Source organism: Dellaglioa sp. CoH-55-MRSF-8 (assembly GCF_056782195.1).
This window is the reverse complement of the sequence record NZ_JBXAYH010000283.1, coordinates 1-230: the sequence shown is the minus strand read 5'-3', so window position 1 is coordinate 230 and position 230 is coordinate 1. Positions and strand designations below refer to the sequence as shown.

At 52.2% G+C, this 230-nt stretch carries 1 protein-coding gene; it reads right to left on the bottom strand.

Annotated features, from left to right (window positions below):
* Nucleotides 1-230, bottom strand: a 230-nt coding sequence (locus AC1RPW_RS08745; RefSeq protein ID WP_481769572.1) for an FAD-dependent thymidylate synthase, incomplete at both ends; no start/stop codon positions are given.

Below are 230 nucleotides of genomic sequence, written 5' to 3'. Positions count from 1 at the left end.
CACGAGCATCATTCAGGTCCTTTGGATCGACAATACGCGGATTGCTTGCGGACATGGCCCGAAGCATAGTCTCAGCCAAATCTTTGATTTCGGGCTGGGCATCCGGGTGATTACGCAGCTCAAAGAAGTTGTCCCATTGACTCGACGTGACCACCACATTGATGTTGGTAAACGCCTCAAGCACGCGATTGGCAACCTGCTTGTGGATGTTGTACTCATTGGTCCAGCGC